The following is a 15,969-nucleotide window of genomic DNA, read 5'->3' as shown; positions in this document are numbered from 1 at the left end:
CATGTACGGGGGCGCAGGCGCGGGTTCCCCGCCCAGGTGGGTAGCCACCTCCAGGCGAAAGGGCGAGACAGTCATTGTTTGGCCATTACCGCCTTTGCTGTCATTACCGTTAAGTCCGCATTCTCCGGACATTCAGGGGGCAAAGATCACAGGGGAAGGCGCTCTCAGCAGCTGTCTCAGCTTCTCCGCACCTCGCGGCGCGAGCCGCGAACGCTTAGCAGTCTCAGGGGGTACAGCATGGCCGCACGGCCACTCGTGGCGCGGCAGCCGAACGAACGGCTGCAGGCGCTCATCCAGGAAGCAGCCTGCTCCAACGCCGGGTTGGCGCGCCGCGTCAATATGTGCGGCGCCGAGCACGGCCTCGACCTGCGGTACGACAAAACATCCGTAGCGCGCTGGCTCCGCGGCCAGCAGCCCCGCGGCCGCGCTCCCGGCATCATCGCCGAGGCGCTCGGCCGCAAGCTCGGCCGTACGGTCACGATCGACGAGATCGGCATGGCCAACGGCAAGAACCTCGCGTCCGGCGTCGGCCTCCAGTTCTCCCCGACCGTACTGGGGGCCATCGAGCAGGTCTGCGAACTGTGGCGCAGCGACGTCGGACGGCGGGACTTCCTCAGCGGTACGTCCGTGGCGTCCTCCGCCCTCGTCGAGCCCAGCCGCGACTGGCTGATCACCGGCGCCGACCCCCAGGTCGCGCGCAACGCCGGGGCCCGCGTGGGCGCCTCCGACGTCGAGGCCGTACGGGCCACCACCGACGCCCTCGTCGAGCTCGACCACCGCTACGGCAGCGGACACGTCCGGCCCGTCGTCGTCCACTACCTCAACAGCGTCGTCTCCGGGCTGCTCGCCGGCTCGTACCGGGAATCCGTCGGACGGGAACTCTTCGCGGCCGTCGCCCGGTTGACGGAGCTCGCCGGTTACATGGCCGTCGACACCGGCCAGCCGGGGCTCGCCCAGCGCTACTACATCCAGGCCCTGCGGCTCGCCCAGGCCGCCGGGGACCGCGGCTACGGCGGATACGTACTGGCCGCGGGCATGAGCCACCTCGCCGCGTCCCTCGGCAACCCACGGGAGATCGCCCAACTCGCCAAGGCCGCACAGGAAGGGGCACGGGGGCAGGTCACCCCGCGCGCCGAGGCGATGTTCTGCGCGGCCGAGGCACGGGGGCACGCGCTCATGGGCGACGCGCGCGCCTTCCAGACCGCCGCCGGGCGGGCCCTGAACCACCTCGAACAGGCCGGCACCGGCGTCGCCGCCGGCAAGGAGACCGGCGACGACCCGCCGTGGATCCGGCACTTCGACCACGCCTACCTCGCCGATGAACTCGCCCACTGCCACCGCGACCTCGGCCAGGCCGACCAGGCGCGGCGCCAGGCGGAGGACGCCATCGCGGGCCACCCCGAGGGGCGGGTGCGCCGCCGCGCCATCGGGATGCTGCTGCTGGCGACGGCACAGGTGCAGCAGCGCGACGTGGACGAGGCGTGCGCGACGGGCACGAGGGCCCTGGAACTGCTCGGCACGCTGCGCTCCAACCGGGGGGCGGAGTATCTCGACGACTTCCAGCAGAGGCTGGCGCCGTACCGGGAGGAGCCGGTGGTTCGGGAGTTCGGGGCGCGCTTGGAGGTTGTGGCGGCGTAGTTGTGGGCTGAGCTTTCCTTTGAGTGCGGCTTGTTCGCGCCTGCGGCGGGTGGCCTCAAGCGCCGGCCGGGCTGGGTTGTGGGTGGCCGGGGCGTGGCCTCCGGGGCGGGGGTCCTGGACCGTATATTTACGGCGCGTTGCCGTAGGGCGCATTGAGCGCCCGGGGCCTGCGCCGCAAATACACGTCAGCGTCCAGGACCCCCGCCCCTGCGGCCCCGCCCCTCCCGCCGGAGTTCAGCCGTCGGGGTTGGCCTCCAGGCAGGTCAGTTCGATGCTGTCGATGACGGCCTCGTTCGTCTGGTGGGTGAGGTGGGCGACGTTCTCGATCCCGACCGCCATCCACCCCGACAGGCTCATGATGAGTACGCGCAGACCGTCGGTGCCGTGCTTGGCGAGCACCTCGTCGGCGACCCGCATGGCCTCCTCGGGCACCCGCTCGGCCGGTTCGAGTCCGACGACCTTCCGCATCAGGCCGATCGTGGTGTGGGAGATCTCCGGTGCGATCGCCCGCAGCCGCCGATCCTCCTCCTCGTCCACGCTTCCCTCCTTCTGCCCATGTTTTCCTGGCTACTTGGGAGCACGCTAGGGCACTCCACAACCCCACGCACACGCGCTTGACAAGCGGCCCTCGTGGATGCAAGTACCCTGGCCACGCATTCAGCCCGTCCGGCGTCTGAGGACGCGCCCGAAGGGCGCTCCGCCGCAGGCGCGTACAAAGCTGCACTCATGGGACGAGGCTCACCCGATCCAGCCTGGCCGGCGTTTGAGGCCGCCCGCCGCAGGCGCGAACAAGCCGCACCCACCAAAGCAACCGCATCCAGCGGACGTGGCATAGGCGAACAACGACCGGTAGCGTGAGCCGACGCTTCCGTAAAGTCCCGTACAGCTAGGAGTCCCGGTGACGCAGAGCGGACAGGGAAACGCGCCGCAGCCTCCCGCGCAGGCGCCGCGCGAGGGTGTCGTGCTGCCCGCTCAGCAGGAGTCGTGGGGCGCCGACGGGCACCAGGCTCCGGCGCCGGGCCGCCCGTGGGGTCAGCCCTGGGGGCCGGACGCGCAGCACGCGCCGGACGCGCAGCGGGCGCCGCTGCCGCCGGAGGTGCCGCCGGGTGCGCCGCGTCCGCCCGCCCATGCGCCCGGTGCTGCTGAGGCCACGCAGTATCTGCCGCCGGTGCGGGAGTCCGCGTCGGAGGCGACCCAGTACTTGCCGCCCGCCTCGGCGAACGAGGCAACTCGGTACATACCGCCCGTGGGTGGCGGGCCGCTGCCCGACGCGGCGTCCGCGGCGACGCAGTACCTGCCGCCCGTGCCCGCGAGCCCGCACGGTGAGGCCACGCAGCTCATTCCCCCGCAGCCGGGCGGGCCCGAGTACCTGCCGCCGGTCGACAACGGCGCGGCCACGCAGTATCTGCCGCCGGTGCAGGAGAGCGCCGCGACGCAGTACCTGCCCCCGGTGACCAACGAGGCGGCCACGCAGTACCTGCCGCCGGTGCCCTCCGGCCCGCACATACCCCCGGCCGGTGGCGCGGCCTTCGCTCAGGCGGGGGAGCGGCCGCCGCCGGCCGAGTTCGACGGGCTGTTCCGGGAGAGCGGCGGCACGCCCGGGCCCCGGCAGCAGGTGCCGCCGCCGCGTGGCCCCCACGCGGGCCCGCCGCCGCGACCGCAGCCCCAGGAGCCCCCCGCGCCGCGCAAGAAGCTGCCGACCGCCGCGATCGTCGGCATCGTCGTCGCGGCCTGCGCCGCGGCCGGGCTCGGCGCCGGTGCGCTGCTCAGCGGTGGTGGTGACGACAAGAAGAGCGACCAGCAGAACACGGCGGTGAGCTCGACCGCCCCCGACTCCGGGCAGTCGGCAGACGGCGACAAGCAGGAGCCGGCGCCCAAGGCCGACGACCCGGCGCTCGCGCAGGCGAAGGCGCTGGACGCGCTCCTCAAGGACAGCAACAACAGCCGTGACGCCGTCATCAAGGCGGTCGACTCGACCCGGAACTGCAGGGACCTCGACAAGTCGGGGAACGACCTCCGGGACGCGGCGAAGCAGCGCGACGGCCTGGTGACCCGCCTTCAGCAGACCCCGATCGACAAGCTTCCCGACAACGCGGAGCTCTCGGCGCAGCTGACGAAGGCCTGGCAGTCGTCGTCGTCCGCGGACAGCCACTACGCGGCGTGGGCGGGGCAGGCGGGCGCCAAGGGCGGCTGCGTCAAGGGCCGTCCCAAGCCGACGGGTGACAGTACGGCGGGCGACAAGGCGAGCGACGACGCGACGGCGGCCAAGAAGAAGGCGGCCGATCTGTGGAACCCGATCGCGAAGAAATACCACCTGTCCCAGCACAAATGGACCCAGCTGTAGGAGCGGGTGGCGGGCCGCCGTGCCCGGACCCCCGGCCGGGGGCCCGGGAGGGGAACGTACGATCGGACGCGTGCAAGCTTCGGAGAAGTCTCCCCGCCGCGGCCGCCGCTCGACCACCATGGACGGCATGCCGCTCAATGACATGCCATGGTGGCGCTGGCGCGCAAACGTACGCTCCGCGCTGCACATGCTCTCCGACCCGGTGTTCCAGCAGGAGTGCTGGCTGACCGGGCACGCGGGGTTCGGGGACGTGACCGACGCCGTGTACCGGCTGGTCGAGGACACCTGGCTGGACAACTGGTCGGCCGAGAAGTACCTCGGGACGATCTTCCGGGACTCCGCCGAGGTCGCCGTCGTCGACGTCGCCGTGCTGCGGGTGCTGCGGATCATGCACCAGGTGGGGGCCGACGCCCCGGTCTCGGCGTATCTGGAGCACCACGGCTGGCCGGACGCCGTACGGGCCGCCCGTGAGGCGCACGTCCGGCTGGCGGCGAACGACGGTGACGACCCGGACGCGCCGCCCCGTTCGCTGGAGATCCTGGCCCTGGCCACCGGCGCCCGCTGAGCGGGCCGCGGCCGGCGCGGTCAGGAGGGGTCGCCGGGTGTGCGACGCTATTGGGCTATGAACGCCTCGCAGTCCCCTGTCACCGAAGGGGCCCCGGAACAGTACGTCCTCACCCTCTCCTGCCCGGACAAGAAGGGCATCGTGCACGCGGTGTCCAGTTATCTCTTCATGACCGGTTGCAACATCGAGGACAGCCAGCAGTTCGGCGACCGGGACACCGGGCTCTTCTTCATGCGCGTGCACTTCGGTGCGGACGCGCCGGTGACGCTGGAGAAGCTGCGGGCCAGCTTCGCGGCGATCGGTGACTCCTTCCAGATGGACTGGCAGATCCACCGGGCCGACGAGAAGATGCGCATCGTGCTGATGGTGTCCAAGTTCGGGCACTGCCTCAACGACCTGCTGTTCCGCTCGCGGATCGGCGCGCTGCCGGTCGAGATCGCCGCGGTCGTCTCCAACCACACCGACTTCGCCGAGCTGGTCGGCTCGTACGGCGTCCCCTTCCACCACATCCCGGTGACGAAGGACAACAAGGCGGAGGCCGAGGCGCGGCTGCTGGAGCTCGTCCAGGCGGAGAACGTCGAGCTGGTCGTGCTGGCGCGCTATATGCAGGTGCTCTCGGACGACCTGTGCAAGGTGCTCTCCGGGAAGATCATCAACATCCACCACTCCTTCCTGCCGAGCTTCAAGGGCGCACGCCCGTACCACCAGGCGCACGCGCGTGGTGTGAAGCTGATCGGTGCCACCGCGCACTACGTGACCGCCGACCTCGACGAGGGCCCGATCATCGAGCAGGAGGTCGAGCGCGTCGGTCACGGCGTCACCCCCGACCAGCTGGTGGCGATCGGCCGCGACGTGGAGTGCCAGGCGCTGGCCCGCGCCGTGAAGTGGCACAGCGAGCACCGCGTGCTCCTCAACGGGCGGCGGACGGTCGTCTTCGCCTAGGCGGACGCCCCTTTTCCTCCCTCTCCGGTCACAGCCGGGAGAGGGAGGCGGTGGCCAGGAGGACGTCCTCGATGGCCTCGCTGTCGCCGGTCCGGCCGACGGCCGCGTCCTGTGGAGGTATGTGGCCCGCGGCCAGCCTGCAGAACTCGACGCCGTCCAGCGCGACGTGCGCCACCGTCCCCTCGGGCGAACCGAGGGCGCCCGGGGAGTCCAGCGGGACGTACCAATGGCCGCCGCCGCTGCCCTCGACCTCCAGATGGAGCGTGCGGCCCGGGGTGCCCGCCGCGACCAGGGTGCGGGCCGGCGGGGCGAGCCCGGCCCGGCGGCGCCCGGCCAGAGCGGCGGGCAGCATCCGCGCCGCCAGGCCCACCATGTGCCGGAGGTGGCCGGGCGCGGGCGGGTCGTACGGATAGTCGACGGCTTCGGCGATGTCCGAGGCGTGCACCCAGCACTCGAAGGCGCGGTCCACGAAGGAGTCGCGCAGGGGCAGGCTGAACGCGCCGTAGGACACGGGCAGCTCCGCCACCTCGTCGGCGGCGAACGACGCGCCGCGGATCAGCGCGGTGCTCTGCTCGCGCCAGGCCGCGTGCGCCGCGCCGGGGCCGTGCCGGTCGGGCGCGCCGGAGGCCGCCTGATGTGCCCAGAGCGCCTCGGTGCGCTCCGTGGGCGAGTCGGGGGCGCCGGGGCCCACGGGGTCGGGGAGGCCGAGCGCGGTGGCGGCGAGGCCGTCCACGGCCATGAGATGGCCGATCACGGCGGCCGCGGAGAGGTCGCGGGCCATGGGCCGCTCGCCGTCGAACCACCTCAGCCGCACCGGCGCCCGCCACTCCGCCTCGCCGATGTCGCGCAGCAGGGCGTCGAGCCGGGCCGTCTCGGCGTCGTAGGGCGCGGCCCAGTCCGGCACGGGGACGCGGGCGGGGCGGCGGCCCAGACAGGAGGCGAGCACCCGGGAGCGCAGCCTCGGGTCGAGGTCGAGGCTGTCCTCCGGGTGCAGCAGCGCGACCGCGTCCCGCAGCCGCACGGCCTCGTCCGCGCAGGTGGCGCAGTCGGTCAGGTGCTCCTCGACGGCGGCCGTCTCCTCGCTGGAGCAGGCGGCCAGCGCCCAGGCGCCGAGCAGCGACTTGAGCACCTTGTGGGTCGCCTGGGGGCGGCGGGTCTCCGGTGCGGTGCCGCTCATCGTGCGCCTCCGTGGGTGCGAGGCGCGGTCACGCGGGGCCCGTGGTGCGCGGTGGACAGCAGTTGCAGCCCGAGCCGCAGCCTGCGGCGGGCCTCGTCCTCGGTGACGCCGAGGTGGGCGGCGGCCTGGCGGTAGTCGAGGCGGCGCAGATAGGCGAGGTCCAGGGCGGCGCGCAGCGGGGCGGGCATCGAGGTGACGATGTAGTCGGCGCGGGCGGCGGCGGAGGCCGCGCGGACCTTCTCCTCGATCTCCTCCGGGCTGCTCCTGCCGTCGCTCTTCGCCTGCCGGAGCCGCTCGACGGCCTGCTGGTGGGTGAGGGCGGCGATCCAGGAGCGCAGGGAGCCCTGCTTGGGGTCGTAGGCGCCGGGGTGCTCCCAGACATAGCCGAAGACCTCGCGCGTGACGCGGTCGGCGCCGCTCTCGTCGCCGAGCACCCGGTGGGCCTGGGTGTGCACGAGGGAGGCGAAGCGGTCGTAGAGCTCGCCGAGCGCCGCCGCCTCACCGTGCGCGAGCCGCTGTTGCATCTTGCGGTCCCACTTGGGTGGTGCGTCGGTCGCCATGCCGCCCCCTCCGTGCGTCCCTGTCGTCGTCGCGTGGCCCGTGCCGTGGCTCGTACTGATGATCGCTCGCGCTTGTGCTCGGCGTCACATGCTTCTCGAATCTAGTCGCCGGGTGTGACAACGCAGACGCGTTTGCGGCAAAGCAGGCCCCCCGGTGGCTGCGGATGGTATTGCCCCGGTCACTTTCCGCACCATTGTCCGATCGTTATAGATCGTACGTGCGCGAATGTGCCGATGTGTTATGCGTGTGTGACCGGATCCAGGAGAATTCGGGGTTCGAGCTGGGCATAGGCTCGTTGAGGGCCGGTTGGCGCTGTGGCGTTTCACGGAAGAGCGGTCGGGCAGCCGCAACCGAGGAAGGGTCCGTTCCGGGGAACGAGAACCGAGCGAAGGGGCTTCGAGCGCGTGACGCTGAAGGTGAAGGACGCCGAGCAGGGAGACTGGGCAGTCCTCCTGGTCTCCGGTGAGATGGACCTGGTGACGTCGCCGGTGGTCCGGCAACGCGTGCACGACGCGGTCGCGGAGGGCCGCCGCAGTCTGGTGCTCGACCTGGCCGAGGTGCGCTTCTGCGACTCCAGCGGCGTAGGCGTGCTGATCGCCGCCCGCCGTCTGATGCGCTCCTGTCAGGGCAGGCTGAGACTCATCCTGCCGGCGCAGGGCGGTGCGGACGGATCACACATCAACAGGGTCCTCGCGGCGCTCGGGGTGCGCCGTCTCTTCGACATCTACCCCGACCTGGCCGCGGCGACGCACGAAGAGCCGCTTTCCGCCTAGCGGTTCCCCGGGCGCCGGCCGGGGCTCCGCCGGGCGCCTAACTCCCCAGGGGGAGTTCCGCCCGTACGACGAAGCCCCCGTCCTCCGTCCGGTGCGCCCGGAGCGTTCCGCCGAGGCTCTGTGCCCGCTCGCGCAGGCCCACCAGACCGTGCCCGCCCCCCGGCAGGTCCGGCGCGGGCGCGGCCGCGTCCGGCGGGCCGTTGCGGACCTCGACCAGCAGCCCGGGCGCCGTCGTCCCCGTACCCGTCCCGGCCACGCGCACGCGTACGCGCGCGCCCGGCGCGTGCTTGCGGGCGTTGGTCAGAGCTTCCTGGACGGTACGGAAGGCCGCGCGCTCCACGGGCTCCGAGCGCTCCGCGGCCGGGTCGCACTCGTTGTCGTACGTGACGTCCAGCGCGCTCAGTTCGATCAGCCGCGGCAGGTCGGCGAGGCTCGGCTGCGGGGTGAGCTCCTCGGTGTCCGCGCCCGCGGCGCGCAGGATGCCGACCATGTGGCGGAGCTCCTCCAGGGTGCGCACGGACAGTTCGCGGATCTTCGTGGCCCCGTCGCGCGCCTGCGCGTCCCGCGTGCTGATCTGCACGGCGCCCGCCTGGAGGCTGATCAGGCTGACCTGGTGGGCGACGACGTCGTGCATCTCCCGTGCGAGCCGGGCGCGTTCGGTGGCCAGCACCTGGTCGGCGAGGAGCCGGTCCTCGCGGGCGCGGCTGCGGGTCAGTTCGTCGAGCCGGGTGGCGAGTTCGCGGCGGGTGCGGGTGAGGAGGCCGAGCGTGACGGGGGTGGCGGCGGTGACCAGCGCGTCGACGAGCAGGAGTGCGGTCTGACGGCGGTCGGAGAGGGAGAAGTCGGAGACCGGGTACGGCACGAAGTGCGCGACGGCCAGCAGCAGTCCGGCGGCACCGAGCAGCCGGCGGTCCGTGCGGTGGGTGGCCACGGTGTAGAGGGCGATCATCGGGGCGAACCAGATGTAGCCGATGTAGATGCCCGGCAGCGTGGCCAGGAAGACGGGGACGGGGAACCGCCGCCGCCACAGCAGCGCCACCGCGGCGAGCAGCGACATGCCCATGCCCAGGCCGAACCCGGCGCCGTTGACGAGCAGCGCGTCCACGGTCGCGAGCAGCGCGGGCACGAGGACGGGCACGGCCGCCCGCACCCTCGCGGGCAGCCGTCGCCCCGCCCTCCCGGTCACCGCGGGCTCCCGGGCGGGGCCGCCGGGCGGTCGCCCGGGCGGGTCGGGGCCGGACGGGGTGTCGCCACCAGGCCCGCGCGGTCGGCGATGATCGCGGCCTGCACGCGGTTGAGGCCGCCCAGCTTGCCCAGGACGGCGCGTACGTGGTCCTTGACCGTGCTGGGGGCCAGCCCCATGCGTTCGGCGATCTGGGGGTTGGCCAGGCCCGCGCCGAGGTGGGTGAGGACCTCGCGCTCGCGCGGGGTCAGCGTGGCCACCGCCCGCGCGGCCGTCGACTCGGCCTCCGCGGCGAGGTAGCCGCCGATGACCGCGCGCGTCACGCCCGGGTCGAGGACGCTGCCACCGGCGGCGAGGGTGCGCACGGCCTGGACGAGCTGCTCCGGGTCGGTGTCCTTGAGCAGGAAGCCGGTGGCCCCGCCGCGCAGCGCCGCCGCGAGGTACTCGTTGGCGTCGAAGGTGGTGAGCATGGCGACCGCGGGCGGCCGCGGAAGGTCGCGCAGGCCGCGCAGCACGGTCAGGCCGTCGACGTCCGGCATCCGGATGTCGAGCAGGACGACGTCCGGGGCGGATCCGCGCACGGTGTCCACGGCCTCGCCCCCGCCGCAGTCCGCGACGACCTCGATGTCCGGGGCCGTGCCCAGGATCATCCGCAGCCCGGACCGGACGAGCTGCTCGTCGTCCACCACCGCAACACGGATCACCGATCGCTACCTCTTCCTGTGCGCTCCGACCGCCGGTCCGGACCACCCGGCGGATCTCCGGCCTTCCGCACCGCTCCGGCGCGGAAGGCTAGAAACGGAGCGTAAGGCTCCAGTCGTCGGTTTGTCCGCTCCGTGACGCACCCCCGCCGACCGGAGGGGGTGCCGCTGGGACCCGGGACGGATACCGTCCGGGCACACCGCCCGGCAGAGTGACGTCCATGCTGCACCATGCCGGGACCCGCGTCGGTACGCCCGGCCGCCCGCGGCGCGCCCACGCGCCCCACCGGTGACGGCACGGGCAGCTCGCGGTCGCAGGCCGCCGCGTCCCCCACAAGCGGCGGCCTGCGACGTGAGAACCCCGACCGGAAAACATCGGGGTGAAAATATGCGGTCCGCAAGGCCCCGCTACAGCGCCCCGCCCCGGAAGGGCGGCTCCGTGGGCGCGGGACCCAGCGTCGTCGTCCCCGGCGCCGCGCGGTGCCCCAGGCCCGTGCGGTACGCGTCGAGGGCCGCCTCCGTCCGGCCCGTGCGCCGCAGCAGATCGCCCAGCAGCCGGCACAGGTCGGCGAGGTCGCCCGCGGCTCCCGTGCGCTCCAGGAGGGACAGGGCGGAGCAGTAGTGCTCCTCCGCGGTCTCGGTCTCGCCGCGCTCCTCCGCGATCAGACCCAGCAGCCGGTGCGCGCCGCCCGCGTGGACGGCGCCGCGCTCGGCGCCCAGCGCCGAGGGCGACAGGAGGGGCCGCAGCAGCCGCTCCGCCTCGCCGGTCTTGCCGCGCCGCCGCAGCACGTCCGCCAGCTCCACCTCGACCTGCACGGTGAACAGCGCGGCCCGCTTGGACGCCAGCATGTCCCGGGCCGTGCGCAGCTCGCTCTCGGCGCCCTTCAGATCGCCGTCCTGCGCGCGGACGTAGCCGCGCATCCAGTGGCAGTGGGCGAGTTCGGTGCGGATGTGCAGCTGGAGATAGAGCTCCTGCGCCTTGGCCAGGGACGCGTCGGCCTCGGCGATGCGCCCCTCGGCGATGAGCGTACGGGCCACTCCCCGGTGCATCCCCGCGACGAGCGCGGGGTCGTCCACCTTGGGCGCGAGCGCCAGCGCGAGCTCCGCGGCGTGCGCGGCCCGTGCATGCGCCCCCATGTCCATATAGGGCGCGATGGAGGCCGTGTAGAGGAGCAGCAGCGCGTCCGGGTCGTGCATCCCCGAGGCGTTCAGCTCGTCGACGGCGGTCTCCAGCAGATAGCAGGCGTAGCGCAGTTCACCGGCGAGCAGGTGCGCGGTGGCGCGCCCCCGGAGGGCGGGGACGCGGCGCGGCAACGGCTCGTCCGCCAGGAGCTGTTCGGCGGCGGCGAAGTGGTCGCGGGCCTCGACCAGGTCGCCGGTCTCCAGGGCGCAGTCCCCGAGCCCGCGGAGCGCGGCGCTCCGCTCCGTGCCGAGCGCCAGCCCGGCGGCCTCGTCGTGCAGCGCGCGGAACTGCTCCGCCGCGTCCTGCGCCGCACCCGTGGCCAGCGTCCGCCGGGCGTCCGTCAGGCGCATCCGAAGCCCGGTCGCCAGGTGCGGCGGCCGGCCGGTGGCGAGTTCCTCCACCGTGGTGCCCAGGCGCTCGGCGAGGTGGCGCAGGGCGTTCTCCGAGGGGCGCACCCGCCCGGCCTCCAGGGTGGAGACGTACGCGGCCGTATAGGCGGGCTCGGCCAGCTGGCGCTGGGTGAGGCCCTTCTCCGTGCGCAGCCGCAGCACGCGCCGCCCGATGTCGGCGGGCTCGTCCGCCCGTATGCCGTGGGTGCTGTTCTCCGCCACTGGTGCCCCTCGGTAGGTTACGCCGTGCGATGCACGCGGTGAGTCAAACCCGTCCGGGACCGCTCACGGCTGTCCGATGTCTTACTGATGCCTGTCCGATGTCCGGCCGACATCCGACGGGCCCGTTCACATGAGGGTGGAGAACCATGCCGGAGACCGTTCGCGAGGCGGCCGCCACGACGAGAGCCGCCGGGACGGCCACCTTCCGGCAGCCCGGACTCGTCCTCACCGACCACCACTTCGACGTGCCGCTCGACCACGCCGACCCCGGCGGCGCGACGATCCGGCTCTACGCCCGCGAGGTCGTCGCCACCCGCCGCGAGCACGACGACCTGCCCTGGCTCGTCTACCTCCAGGGCGGGCCCGGCTTCGCCGCCGGCCGCCCGGTCGGCAGGGAGCACTGGCTCGACCGCGCCCTTGAGGACTACCGCGTCCTCCTCCTCGACCAGCGCGGGACCGGCCGCTCCACGCCCGCCGACCGCCAGACGCTCCCGCTCCGCGGCGCGCCCGCCGAACAGGCCGACTACCTCGCCCACTTCCGGGCCGACTCCATCGTCCGCGACTGCGAGCTGATCCGCCCCCGGCTGACCGGCGGGCGGCCCTGGACCGTGCTCGGCCAGAGCTTCGGCGGCTTCTGCGCGGTCACCTACCTCTCGTACGCCCCCGAGGGGCTCGCGCAGGTGATCATCACCGGCGGTCTGCCCTCGCTCGACGCCGACCCGGACGCCGTCTACCGCGCCGCCTATCCGCGCATGGAGCGCAAGAACCTCGCGCACTACGCGCGTTACCCCGGCGACGAGGCGGCCGCCCGGCGCATCGCCGCCCACCTCGCCGGGCGCGAGGAGGTGCTGCCCGACGGCACCCTGCTCACCGTCGAGGCGTTCCAGCAGCTCGGCATCCTGCTCGGCACCGGCGACGGCTCGCACCGGCTGCACTACCTCCTGGAGGACGCCTTCGTGGACACGGTCGCGGGGCCGCGGCTGTCCGACGCGTTCGCCGAAGCGGTCGCCGCGGTGCTCTCCCGCGCCCACTGCCCGCTCTACGCGATTCTCCATGAGGCAATTTATGCCCAGGACGGGCGTGCGACGCACTGGTCCGCCGAGCGCGTACGGGCCGAATTCCCGCAGTTCGACCGCCACTTCGAGCCCGGCGCGCGCTTCCTGTTCACCGGTGAGACCGTCCACCCCTGGATGCTGCGCACCCACCCCGCCCTGCGCCCCCTGCGCCACACCGCGGAACTCCTCGCCGAGCGCAAGGGCTGGACGCCCCTCTACGACCCCGACCGCCTCGCCCGCAACACCGTCCCCGTGGCCGCCGCGATCTACCACGACGACCTCTACGTCGACACCGAACACTCCCTGCGCACCGCCCGCGCCATCGGCGGCCTGCGCACCTGGGTCACCGACGAATACGAGCACGACGGCGTACGGGCGAGCGGTCGCGTGGTGCTGGACCGGCTGCTGACGCTCGTACGGGACGACGGGTGACCGTGGCTCGGGGCGGGTGGTGGTGACCGTGGTGCTCCTGGCCGGCACGGACCGGCGGGTGGCCGTACCGGAGTGATAACTCCCCGTGACGCACCGGAAGTTCCCGCCCCTTTCCGAGTCGCCACTTGCGCCACGACCATTGCCCAGTTCCTCCCGAGCCCCTACGTTGAGCGGCGCCTTAACTCGACTTGACCCGCCGCTTACACCGCGGCGGGGATTCGGGAGGAACCCCCCATGCATAGACGAATATCCCTCGCGGTCGGCGCGGCCGCCCTGACGGCGGCACTGGCCGCCACGGCCGCACCGGTGGCCTCCGGCGCCACACCGGGACCCGAACGCACCCAGCACGTCGAATACTTCACCGGCCCCGACGGCCACCCCCGCCACACCACCGTCCCCGCGTCCCCCGCACCGCCCAAGTCCCTGCGGCCGTCGGTCCGCGGCGACGGCGACGTCACATCGATCGTCGAGAACGGCCCGGTCGGCAGCAAGCTCGACGTCGTCTTCGTCGGTGACGGCTACACAGCAGGGCAGCAGGGCGACTTCCACACCGCCGTACGCGCCAAGTGGGCGAAGATGTCGGCCGTCGAGCCGTACGCCTCGTACAAGAACCTCTTCAACGTGTGGGCCGTGGACGCCGTCTCCCGGGAGTCCGGCGTCTCCGGCGACTCGGGCAAGGGCGTCGTCAAGGACACCGCGCTGCGCTCCGCCTTCTTCTGCGACGGCGTCGAGCGGCTGCTGTGCGTCGACACCGGCAGGGTCGAGTCGTACGCCGCCAAGGCGCCCGCCGCCGACCTCGTGGTGGTCCTGTCCAACTCCACCAAATACGGCGGGGCGGGCTACAACGACGTCGTCTCCAAGGTGGGCTACGACGGCATCGCCACCGCCTCCTCGGACCATCCCAAGTCCGACCAGATCGCCGTCCACGAGACCGGCCACTCGCTGGGGAAGCTCGCGGACGAGTACCAGTACGACGAGTACGGCACCTACACCGGCGCCGAACCGGCCGAAGCGAACATCACCAAGCTGAGCGCCGGCGAGATGACCGCGCAGCGGCAGAAGTGGTACCGCTGGATCGGCCGGACCTCGCCGGACGGCGGCACGGTCGGCGCGTACGAAGGCGGCGGCTACTACCCCAAGGGCCTCTTCCGGCCCACCGACAACTCGATCATGCGCACCCTGGGGCGCGAGTTCAACCTGCCCGGACGCGAGGCGATGATCGCCGGGTTCTACCGGCACGCGAGCGTGCTGACGAGCGACCGCCGCGCGGACAGCAGGATCGGCCGGGGCGAGCGCATCACGGTGCGGCTGTCCGCGAGCAGCGCGGTGCTGCGCTGGTACGTCGACGGGCGCGAGGTCGCCGACGCGCGCGGACGGGTCTCGGTGACCCCCCGCTCCCTCGGAGTCCCCGCGGACGGCCGGGCGCACGCGATGTCGGCGAGGGCTGTGGACGGCACGGACGCCGTACGGGACCCGCGGCTGCGCGAGCGGATGCGGAGCTCGCTGACGTGGGAGACGGCGCGCTGAACCCGGTGCGCCGCCCGGGCTCCCGCGCGCCGTAGGACAGGATCCGTCCTATATCCCTCCTACCCTCACCCCATGAGCAGCCTCCGCCCCCGCATCACCGATGAACAGCGCCGCGCCCGCCTCGGCCGTCGGCACCTCCTCTCGCCCGCGCACCGCGTCACCGCCGTGGAAGACGTGGCGGACGCCCTCGTGGGGCTGCACGCCACCGACGCGGCGACCGTGTATCTCTCCGCGTGCGCGCGGCTGGTGGAGCCGTCGACGGCGGAGGTGGAGCGCGGGCTGTACGACGACGTGACGCTGGTGAAGCTGCTGTCCATGCGGCGCACCATCTTCGCCGTGAGCTCCGGGCTCGCCCCGTACGTCGACGCCTCCACCGCCCGGGCGATCGCGGCGCGGGAGCGGGCGGCGTTCCTGAAGTTCCTGCAGCAGGGCACCGAGGGCAGTTGGGACGAACAGCGGCTCGTGCGGACCGAACGGGAGGTGCTGGCCGCCCTCGCCGCCCGCGGTGAGGCGACGACGGCCGAACTCGCCAAGGACGTGCCCGCCCTGCGGGAGACGATCCTGGTCTCGGCGGGCAAGCCGTACGCGGCGCGGCAGAGCGTCGGCAGTCGGCTGCTGCGGCTGCTGGCCTCGGACGGTCACGTACGCCGCAGCCGCCCGCGCGGATCGTGGACCAGCAGCATGTATGCATGGGCGCCCGTGGACCAACTGCCCGAACTCCCCGTGCGGGAATCCAAGGCGGAGGTCGCGCGGCGGTGGCTCGCATCCTTCGGACCGGCGACCGAAGCGGACCTGAAGTGGTGGACGGGCTGGACGCTCGGCGACACGCGCCGGGCACTGGCCGACGTGGGCGCCCGGGACGTGCAACTGGCGCACGGCCCCGGCTTCGTCCTCCCGGACGACCTGGAGGACGTCGCCCCCGCGGAGCCGTGGGCGGCGCTCCTCCCGGGCCTCGACCCCACGGCCATGGGCTGGCGCGACCGCGACTGGTACCTCTCCCCGGACCACGTGCCCGCCCTCTTCGACCGCGCGGGCAACATCGGCCCCACCGTGTGGTGGAACGGTCGCATCGTCGGCGGCTGGGCCCAGCGCCCGGACGGCGAGATCGCCTGGCGCCTGCTGGCGGACGCGGGTCCCGACGCGACCTCCGCGATCGAGACGGAGGCCGCGCGCCTGTCCTCATGGCTCGGCGACGTGAGGGTCACTCCACGCTTCCGCACACCGCTGGAACGGGAGTTGGTGGGTTAGTGGGGGGCCGGGGCCGGAGCCCCGGGCGG

General features: G+C 73.2%; 14 protein-coding genes. 8 read left to right on the top strand and 6 right to left on the bottom strand.

Annotated features, from left to right (window positions below):
* Positions 1-237 precede the first annotated feature (237 nt).
* On the top strand, positions 238-1,638 hold the full coding sequence (locus ABD269_RS02535) for an NsdA family TPR-like regulatory protein (protein WP_301893032.1): 1,401 nt from the start codon (positions 238-240) through the stop codon (positions 1,636-1,638).
* Between the two features lie 234 nt (positions 1,639-1,872).
* Here the strand turns inward: ABD269_RS02535 and ABD269_RS02530 are convergent, their stop codons facing one another.
* On the bottom strand, positions 1,873-2,175 hold the full coding sequence (locus ABD269_RS02530) for a hypothetical protein (RefSeq protein ID WP_116213435.1): 303 nt from the start codon (positions 2,173-2,175) through the stop codon (positions 1,873-1,875).
* Between the two features lie 361 nt (positions 2,176-2,536).
* Here ABD269_RS02530 and ABD269_RS02525 point away from each other — a divergent pair, with 361 nt between their 5' ends.
* The 3 genes from ABD269_RS02525 (at position 2,537) to purU (ending at position 5,489) form a co-directional block, all read left to right on the top strand.
* Positions 2,537-3,982: a hypothetical protein gene (locus ABD269_RS02525; protein WP_344115575.1), complete on the top strand. Its 1,446-nt coding sequence runs from the start codon at positions 2,537-2,539 to the stop codon at positions 3,980-3,982.
* Positions 3,983-4,109: 127 nt separating this feature from the next.
* Entirely contained in the window at positions 4,110-4,547 is a 438-nt protein-coding gene (locus ABD269_RS02520) for an SCO4402 family protein (RefSeq protein ID WP_344116021.1), read from the top strand.
* Between the two features lie 57 nt (positions 4,548-4,604).
* Entirely contained in the window at positions 4,605-5,489 is an 885-nt protein-coding gene (purU, locus tag ABD269_RS02515; protein ID WP_301893029.1) for a formyltetrahydrofolate deformylase, read from the top strand.
* Positions 5,490-5,517: 28 nt separating this feature from the next.
* On the opposite strand, the gene ABD269_RS02510 is transcribed toward purU, so the two are convergent.
* Complete coding sequence (locus ABD269_RS02510) at positions 5,518-6,666, bottom strand: maleylpyruvate isomerase N-terminal domain-containing protein (protein ID WP_344115572.1); 1,149 nt, start codon at positions 6,664-6,666, stop codon at positions 5,518-5,520.
* Positions 6,663-7,226: a sigma-70 family RNA polymerase sigma factor gene (locus tag ABD269_RS02505; RefSeq protein WP_344115570.1), complete on the bottom strand. Its 564-nt coding sequence runs from the start codon at positions 7,224-7,226 to the stop codon at positions 6,663-6,665. The genes ABD269_RS02510 and ABD269_RS02505 overlap by 4 nt, the downstream gene beginning before the upstream one ends.
* Before the next feature lie 405 nt (positions 7,227-7,631).
* On the opposite strand from ABD269_RS02505, the gene ABD269_RS02500 reads away from it, so the two are divergent.
* A complete protein-coding gene (locus tag ABD269_RS02500; RefSeq protein ID WP_301893026.1) occupies positions 7,632-8,000 on the top strand; it encodes an STAS domain-containing protein in 369 nt (122 codons plus the stop codon).
* Between the two features lie 37 nt (positions 8,001-8,037).
* Here the strand turns inward: ABD269_RS02500 and ABD269_RS02495 are convergent, their stop codons facing one another.
* From ABD269_RS02495 to ABD269_RS02485, 3 genes are all read right to left on the bottom strand, one after another.
* On the bottom strand, positions 8,038-9,186 hold the full coding sequence (locus tag ABD269_RS02495; protein WP_344115567.1) for a sensor histidine kinase: 1,149 nt from the start codon (positions 9,184-9,186) through the stop codon (positions 8,038-8,040).
* Positions 9,183-9,887, bottom strand: coding sequence for a response regulator (locus ABD269_RS02490; RefSeq protein WP_344115565.1), 705 nt, complete (start codon positions 9,885-9,887; stop codon positions 9,183-9,185). The genes ABD269_RS02495 and ABD269_RS02490 overlap by 4 nt, the downstream gene beginning before the upstream one ends.
* Positions 9,888-10,292: 405 nt before the next feature.
* On the bottom strand, positions 10,293-11,678 hold the full coding sequence (locus ABD269_RS02485) for a helix-turn-helix domain-containing protein (RefSeq protein WP_344115563.1): 1,386 nt from the start codon (positions 11,676-11,678) through the stop codon (positions 10,293-10,295).
* A 146-nt stretch (positions 11,679-11,824) separates the two neighbouring features.
* Here ABD269_RS02485 and ABD269_RS02480 point away from each other — a divergent pair, with 146 nt between their 5' ends.
* From ABD269_RS02480 to ABD269_RS02470, 3 genes are all read left to right on the top strand, one after another.
* Positions 11,825-13,165 (top strand): alpha/beta fold hydrolase, encoded by a 1,341-nt coding sequence (locus ABD269_RS02480; RefSeq protein WP_344115561.1) that lies wholly within the window; start codon positions 11,825-11,827, stop codon positions 13,163-13,165.
* A gap of 234 nt (positions 13,166-13,399) precedes the next feature.
* Entirely contained in the window at positions 13,400-14,692 is a 1,293-nt protein-coding gene (locus ABD269_RS02475) for a M64 family metallopeptidase (protein ID WP_344115559.1), read from the top strand.
* Positions 14,693-14,764: 72 nt separating this feature from the next.
* Positions 14,765-15,940, top strand: a complete 1,176-nt coding sequence (locus ABD269_RS02470) for a winged helix DNA-binding domain-containing protein (protein WP_344115557.1) — start codon at positions 14,765-14,767, stop codon at positions 15,938-15,940.
* Positions 15,941-15,969: the final 29 nt, after the last annotated feature.

The organism is Streptomyces blastmyceticus, from assembly GCF_039521185.1.
Taxonomy (GTDB): domain Bacteria; phylum Actinomycetota; class Actinomycetes; order Streptomycetales; family Streptomycetaceae; genus Streptomyces; species Streptomyces blastmyceticus.
This window is presented reverse-complemented; position numbering and strand designations above follow the sequence as displayed.